6 protein-coding genes and 1 pseudogene are annotated in these 6699 nt (G+C 73.7%); 3 read left to right on the forward strand and 4 right to left on the reverse strand.

Annotated features, from left to right (window positions below; genetic code table 11):
- The 4 genes and pseudogenes from ACWEVO_RS25895 to mtrA form a co-directional block, all read right to left on the reverse strand.
- Window positions 1-314 (reverse strand): annotated as a pseudogene (locus ACWEVO_RS25895) (ComF family protein); the annotation flags it as partial.
- A 12-nt stretch (window positions 315-326) separates the two neighbouring features.
- Window positions 327-2075, reverse strand: a complete 1749-nt coding sequence (locus ACWEVO_RS25900; protein ID WP_452310114.1) for an LpqB family beta-propeller domain-containing protein — start codon at window positions 2073-2075, stop codon at window positions 327-329.
- Between the two features lie 32 nt (window positions 2076-2107).
- Window positions 2108-3811: an MtrAB system histidine kinase MtrB gene (gene mtrB, locus ACWEVO_RS25905; protein WP_452310115.1), complete on the reverse strand. Its 1704-nt coding sequence runs from the start codon at window positions 3809-3811 to the stop codon at window positions 2108-2110.
- Window positions 3812-3866: 55 nt separating this feature from the next.
- Window positions 3867-4556: an MtrAB system response regulator MtrA gene (gene mtrA, locus ACWEVO_RS25910; protein ID WP_265004980.1), complete on the reverse strand. Its 690-nt coding sequence runs from the start codon at window positions 4554-4556 to the stop codon at window positions 3867-3869.
- Between the two features lie 211 nt (window positions 4557-4767).
- Between mtrA and ACWEVO_RS25915 the strand changes: the two genes are divergently transcribed.
- From ACWEVO_RS25915 to ACWEVO_RS25925, 3 genes are all read left to right on the forward strand, one after another.
- On the forward strand, window positions 4768-5607 hold the full coding sequence (locus ACWEVO_RS25915) for a hypothetical protein (RefSeq protein ID WP_452310111.1): 840 nt from the start codon (window positions 4768-4770) through the stop codon (window positions 5605-5607).
- Entirely contained in the window at window positions 5604-6203 is a 600-nt protein-coding gene (locus ACWEVO_RS25920) for a DUF4129 domain-containing protein (protein WP_452310112.1), read from the forward strand. Before ACWEVO_RS25915 ends, ACWEVO_RS25920 begins: the two co-directional genes overlap by 4 nt.
- Window positions 6200-6699, forward strand: a 500-nt coding sequence (locus tag ACWEVO_RS25925) for a DUF4350 domain-containing protein (protein ID WP_452310113.1), incomplete at its 3' end; no start/stop codon positions are given. The genes ACWEVO_RS25920 and ACWEVO_RS25925, both read left to right, overlap by 4 nt.

A 6699-nucleotide genomic window follows, 5' to 3' on the forward strand; every position in this document is an offset into this window, starting at 1 on the left:
GGCCCGGCGGGCCCCACGGCCGCCGCGACCACCTCGGCGAGCAACGCGCCCAGCAGCCGGGCCAGCCCGTGCCGGCCCCGCTCCTTGTACGCCAGCAGCCCCGCGCGCAGCGCCCCGGCGTACGGGCCGAGGGCGACGCAGGGCGGCAGGTCGGGCGGGCACGGATCGGGGCTCGTCGGCGTGGGCCGCAGCGACTCCAGCTCGGCCACGCAGCGCGGGCAGAAGCCGCGCCGCAGGCCGGGAACGCGTTCGCCGCAGCCAGCGCATGCGGCGGGCAGCACCAGGTCGGTCAGGTCCGACCACAGCGCGCTCACTGGCAGGCTCGCTCAGTAGTAGAAGAAGGGGGCGGTCACGTTTGACACCTTGGCGCCCGCCGCCGGTGAGGGCACCACCTGCTCCCGCTTGATGGTGTCGAACCCGTTGTTCCGGTACGCGATCTTGGCCTCGTACATGTAGGAGAGGGAGGGTACGGCGCCGGACGCGCCGCCCGGGTAGGCCGACAGGTGGGTCACCTCGGCGCCGACGTCCTCCTTGAGCGCGGTGTCCAGGGCGCCGTCCACCGAGGTCTGGTAGATCGCCCGCCGGCCGCTCTTGTCGTTGCCGGCGAAGACCAATTCGTTCTCCGTGATCCAGTCGACGGCGGTGACGCCGGTGAGCCGGGTGGCCAGCCGTCGGGGCTGGTTCACGGTGATTACGTCACCTTCCACGCTCACCGAGGCGACATAGAGTGTGCCGTCGCTGACGAGGGCGATCCGATGCCCGTCGAGGGAGCCGGCGACCGCCGTGACCGGACGGGACAGGGTCAGCGGAACCAGGGTCATCGTCGCGTCGCCGTCGAACCGGTAGAGCCTGCCGTCGGCCACCACCAGGCCGGCCGGGTGATTCGCGTCCACGGAGCGGAGCCACGTGGGCCGGCCGAGCGAGGCGTACCAGTCCTTGCTGCTGTTGAACACGCTGACCGGCTCCGGGCTGAAGCCCACCTTGAGCCGCTGCCGGCGGTCCGCCTTGGCGACCACCAGCGCGGCCAGCACCTGATCGTCGACGCGGCTGAGCGCCGCGGAGACCACGTCCTTGTTGTCGTCGGCGGCCAGCGGCACCACACCGACCATCTCGTTGCCGAGGGCGAGCGGGTGGATCGCGGCGTCGTAGACGGCGAACCGCTCGGGACTTCCGCCCTGCGGATAGGCCGGCCGGGCCGCCCGCTCGCCCTTGAGATCGATGGTCCGCCGCTTCTGATTCTGGATCTTCAGATCGAGCTGGCCGGTAAGGTCGGACAACGACCAGGCGAGCTGGGTGGCCAGCTTGGCGAGCTTGGCATCGTTGACCCCGGGCATCCTGAGGTTGATCTCCCAATGCCCATCCGAGCCGGTGGCGTTGTCGATCCGCGCGGTGCCGTCGGGCAGCCGACTCACGCCGTATGCGAGCCAGTCCGGCGGCCCCGCGGTGAGCCAGCTGACCACCTCCGTCACCCGCCGCTCGGTGGGCAAGCCGAACGGCAGGTAGCGCTGGTCGGGGACCAGGCGGCTCTGGTCGGAGTTCCAGAAGTAGATGGTGTGCGGCTTGTAGTAGCTCCGCAGGGCGCTGTCGGTGAGCAGCAGCACGTTGGGCAGGTCGGTGATCCACAGTCCCTGGCCGGGCGGTTCGGCCGGACGCAGCTGGAAGACGTACTCGCTGTCGCTGGCCACCGGCGGCGCCAGGGTGCCGTTCGACTGCAATACACCCACCTGCTGCACCTTGACCCGTACCTCGCGCAGGCCATCATTGCTCAGCAGGGTGTCCTCCGGAGTGTCCCGGAGCCGCACCACGGTCAGTTCGATCTCGCTGCTCTGCCGTGCCCGCAACTTGTCCTTCGCCTCGGGCGCGAGGAAATCCTTGACCCGGGTGTACGCCTGGTCCCGGTCGCCCGCCGCCGCGGCCAGGTAGTTGTCGATGAACTGCTTGGGCTCGCTACTCGTCGTTCGGGTCGGCGGCTGGCTGCCACCCGCGGCGAGCGAGCCGGACCCGGCCGACGGCCCCAGCCGGCCGTCGACCTGGACGTCCGTCTGTTCGGGGATGCCGCAGCCGGCCAGCAGCATTCCGGCCAGCAGCACGGCCAGCAGCGGGCGCCTCACGAGGTCACCTCGGCTCTGCCCTCCACCGGGCCGATGGCCAGCGCCCCGACCTCGCTGCCCGGCCCGATGGCGAGCGGGCCGGGGACGCGGGGACCGCCGAACGGCAGCGCCGCGTCGGCCGGCACGAGTCGCAGCGGCGAGGTGGTCAGCCGGTCGCCGGCCCGGGCCGGCAGGGTGAGCCGGAACTGGGCGCCCTGGCCGGGCGCGCCCCACGCCTCCAGCCAGCCGCCGTGCAGCCGGGCATCCTCCAGGCTGATCGACAGGCCCAGCCCGGTGCCACCGGTCTGCCGGGCCCGGGACGGGTCGGCCCGCCAGAACCGGTTGAAGACCAGCTTCTCCTCGCCCGGCTTGAGCCCGACGCCGTGGTCCCGCACGGTGACCGCCACCGCGCTCTGGTCCATCCCGAGGGTGATCCGCACCGGCTTGGCCTCGCCGTGCTCGACCGCGTTGCCGACAAGGTTGCGCAGCACCCGCTCGACCCGGCGCGGGTCGACCTCGGCGATCACCGGGGTGTCGGGCACGTCCAGCTCGATGGTCACCCCGACCCGCTCGGCCAGCCCTTGCAGCCGCTCGGCCACCCGGTGCACCACCGGCACCAGGTCGGTCGGCTCGGAGTCGAGCACCGCGAAGCCGGCGTCGAAGCGGCTGATCTCCAGCAGGTCGGTGAGCAGTTCCTCGAACCGGTCCAGCTCCGCCTGGAGCAGCTCGGCGCTGCGGGCGACCGCCGGGTCGAACTCGTCCCGCTCGGCGAAGATCAGGTCGGCGGCCATCCGGACCGTGGTCAGCGGGGTCCGCAGCTCGTGGGAGACGTCGGAGGTGAACCGGCGCTGCAGCCGGGACATCTCCTCCAGCCGAAGGATCTGCCGTTGCAGGTTGGTCGCCATTTGGTTGAACGAGGCGGCCAGCAGGGCGAGGTCGTCCTCACCGTTGACCACCATCCGCTGGTCGAGCAGGCCGGCGGAGAGCCGCTGGGCGGTGCGGGCGGCCACCCGTACCGGGGTCACGACCAGCCGGGTGACGAGCGCGGCGAGCAGGCCGAGCAGGAGCACCAGGGCGGCGCCGGTGGCGACCACCGTGGCACGGGCGTCGGCCGCGGTGGCGTCCTGACGGGCCAGCGGCACGAGGTAGTAGAGCTCGACTTGCCCGAACTTGGTCGGCACTGGTGAGCCGTACACGAGGTATTTGGTGCGTTGTCCGCCCAGGGTGCCGGTGCGGATCTGGTGGGCGACGTTGCCGGCCGCGACGGAGGCCCGCAGCTCCTGACCGATCAGCGGGCGTACCTGGACGTCCGGCGAGGCATGCGGACCGATGGTCCCGGGCGGGAAGTTGTCCCCGGTGATCGCCACCACCACGCCGCTGGTCTGCGTCGGATCGCCACCAGCCAGATAGTTGACGGTGCCATCAATGGTGTCCTGGAACTGGGCCTCCTGCGGCTGGTTGAAGGCCTGAAACTGCCCCGCCGCGTAGGCGCTGCCGTTCTGCAGCCGCACCCGGACGTCGGTCTGGGCGTTCTCCAGCAGGATATTGGTGATCTTGTCCGCGATCAGGTAGGCGAAGCCGCCCACCAGCAGGCTGGACGCGACCAGGGTAATGGTCACCACACGCAGCTGGAGCGAACGCCGCCAGGCCTGGTGCACACCGCCCGCCAGCCGGGCCGCGCGTCCGGCGAGGACGCGCCAGAGCGCCCGCGCGGCGCGCAGCCGGCGGGCGGTCGACGAATCGGGGGGCGGGGAGGTCACCACAGTGCGACCCAGGTTATCCGGTACCCGCCTTGTAGCCCACGCCCCGCACGGTGAGGATGATTTCCGGCCGTTCCGGATCCGGCTCGATCTTGGCGCGCAGTCGCTGGACGTGCACGTTGACCAGCCGGGTGTCGGCGGCGTGCCGGTAGCCCCAGACCTGCTCCAGCAGCACCTCGCGGGTGAACACCTGGCGCGGCTTGCGGGCGAGCGCGACCAGCAGGTCGAACTCCAGCGGGGTCAGCTTGACCTCCTCGCCGTCTCGGCTGACCGTGTGCGCCGGCACGTCGATGGTGATCTGGTTGCCGGGCGGGCCGATGGTGAGCAGCTCGGGCGCGACGTCCTCGCCCCGGCGCAGCCGGGCCCGCATCCGGGCCACCAGCTCCTTGGGCTTGAACGGCTTGACGACGTAGTCGTCGGCCCCGGACTCCAGCCCGAGCACCACGTCGACGGTGTCGCTCTTGGCGGTCAGCATGACGATCGGCACGCCGGACTCGGTCCGGATCGCCCGGGCCACGTCGATGCCGCTCATTCCCGGCAGCATCAGGTCGAGCAGGACGATGTCGGGCCGACTGTCACGGAACGCGGCCAGCGCCCGTTCCCCGTCCGCGACGAACGAGGGCACGAAGCCCTCGCTGCGCAGGACGATGCCGAGCATCTCGGCGAGCGCGGGGTCGTCGTCGACCACCAGTACCCGGGCTCTCATGGGGTTTATCGTTCCATCCCCGTTCATCTCGGAGGGTTGGGCGTTATCACGGCACCGTACTGCGGCGGGCGGCCCCGCACCACAGCCGGCGACCCGCACCGCCCGCGTGGCGCGCCACCGGCGTGCGGGTCAGCCGGAACGGGACCGGCCGTGCAAACATGATCCCCCGGGCGCGCCCCGCCCGCCACCACAGACGCCGCCAGGAGTACGCGTGCCCGACGTCGGCCCGACCGCCGTGCTCCCGCGCCGCCCCCTGACGGTGGGCGAGCTGCTGGACTCGGCCGTCCTGCTGCTGCGCGGCCAGGCCCGGCTGCTGCTCCCCCTCGGCGTCCTGCTGGCCCTCGGCGAGCAGCTGCTGCTTCACCCGCTGCGCGCCCTGGCCGCCGCCCGGCCGCCGGAGTGGTGGTTCCACGATCACCGGTTTGGCTGGTACTGGCTGCTGCTCGCGGTGGGGGCCGGGACCGAGGCGGCGATCATCGCGGTGCTGGGCAACCCCGCCGCCCGGGGCGCCGGGGCGGCGCTGCTGGGCCGCCGGGCCGGGGTCCGCGAGCTGTTCCGGGACGCCCGCTGGGGAGCCACCGTGCTGTTCGCGGCGGCCGTCGGGCTCACCGTCGGCCTGGCCGGGCTGGCCGGGCCGGCCTGGTTCGTCGCGTACGGGCTGCTCGGCGCGGTGGTCCCGGTCGTCGCCGTGGACCGGGTGCCCGGGCGCCGGGTGCCGGGCCGGGCGCTGCGGCTGGCGGTCCGGGCCGTCGGTCGGGCCGGGGCCATCCGGCTCCTCGGCTACCTGGGCTGGTGGGTGATCCGGCTGGGCATCGGTCTCGGCCTCTGGTACGGCCTCACGCTGCTCGGTCTCTTCGACCTGCACGCGTGGGCGCTGCCGGTCGCCACGGTGGCCTGGGCCGGGGTGAACGCGGTCGCGTACCCGGCGCTGGCCTGCCTCGACGCGGTGCTGCACCTGGAGACCCGGATGCGCACGGAGGGGCTGGACATCCGGCTCTCCCGCGCCCCGGCCGGCATTCCGGAGCCCGCCCTGCTGGCGGTGCCCCGGTGAGCCGGTGGTGGACCGAGACGGTCGCCGCGCTCGGGGATGCCGTACCGCTGCCGCTGGCCGCCCTGCTTCTGCTGCTCGCCGCGCTGCTGGCCGGGCTGGCCTGGTACTTCTTCCCGGCCTGGGTGCCCCGCCGGTTGCCCCGGTGGCGGCTGGCCCGGTGGCGGTTCCCCCGGCTGCGCCGCCCGAAGCTGCCCCGTCGGCGTCGCCGGCGGAAGGCGGGCCCGGCGGACGAGTCGCCCCCGGTGCCCACCCCACGCGCCCCGGAACCGGTGGCGGCCGGTCACGCCAGCCTGGCCGACCGGCTGGCCGCCGAGGGCCGGTACGCGGAGGCGGTCCGGGAGCGGCTGCGGGAGATGGTCCGCGAGCTGGTGGAGCGGCGGGTGGTCGAGCCGCGGGCCGGGATGACCGTCACCGAGCTGACCACCGCGGCGGCGCACGTCCGGCCCGCGACACGGCCGGCCCTGCACGCCGCCGGGGCGATCTTCTCCGACCTCTGGTACGCGCAGCGACCGGCCACCGTCGAGCACGACCGGGCGATGCGCGGACACGCCGCCGAGCTGCACCACGTACTGGCCGGGGAGGGTGAGCACCGGTGACCGTCACCCTCGACCCGGCCCACGCGGAAGCGCCCGCCCGGCCCCGGCGCCGCCGGCACCGGCTGCTGATCCCGCTCGGGCTGGCCGTGCTGCTGATCGTGGCCAGCATGGTGTTCCACGCCGTGGACCAGCCCGACCCGGCCGACCGGGGCTTCCTGTCCCCGGTCGCCACCGGGGACGATGGGGGCAGCCGGCTCGCCGACGCGCTGCGCGGGCAGGGCGTGACCGTACGTCGGGAGACCGACACCCTGCCGGCGCTGCTGGCCACCGGGCCGGGTCCGGCGACCCTCTTCGTGCCGGCGCCGGAACTCGTGCACCCGGACACCCTGGCAGCCCTCACCGACCTGCCGCCCGGCAGCCGGCTGGTGCTGGTCGACCCGCCCCGCCGGGTCCTCGCCGGGGCGGGACTCCCCGTGGTGCCGGCCGGCCGCCGCTGGGCCACCCGGGTCACCACCCCGGACGCCGGCGGCCAACCCTGCCCGCTGGCCGAGGCGAC

This window comes from Micromonospora sp. NPDC003776, assembly GCF_053605645.1.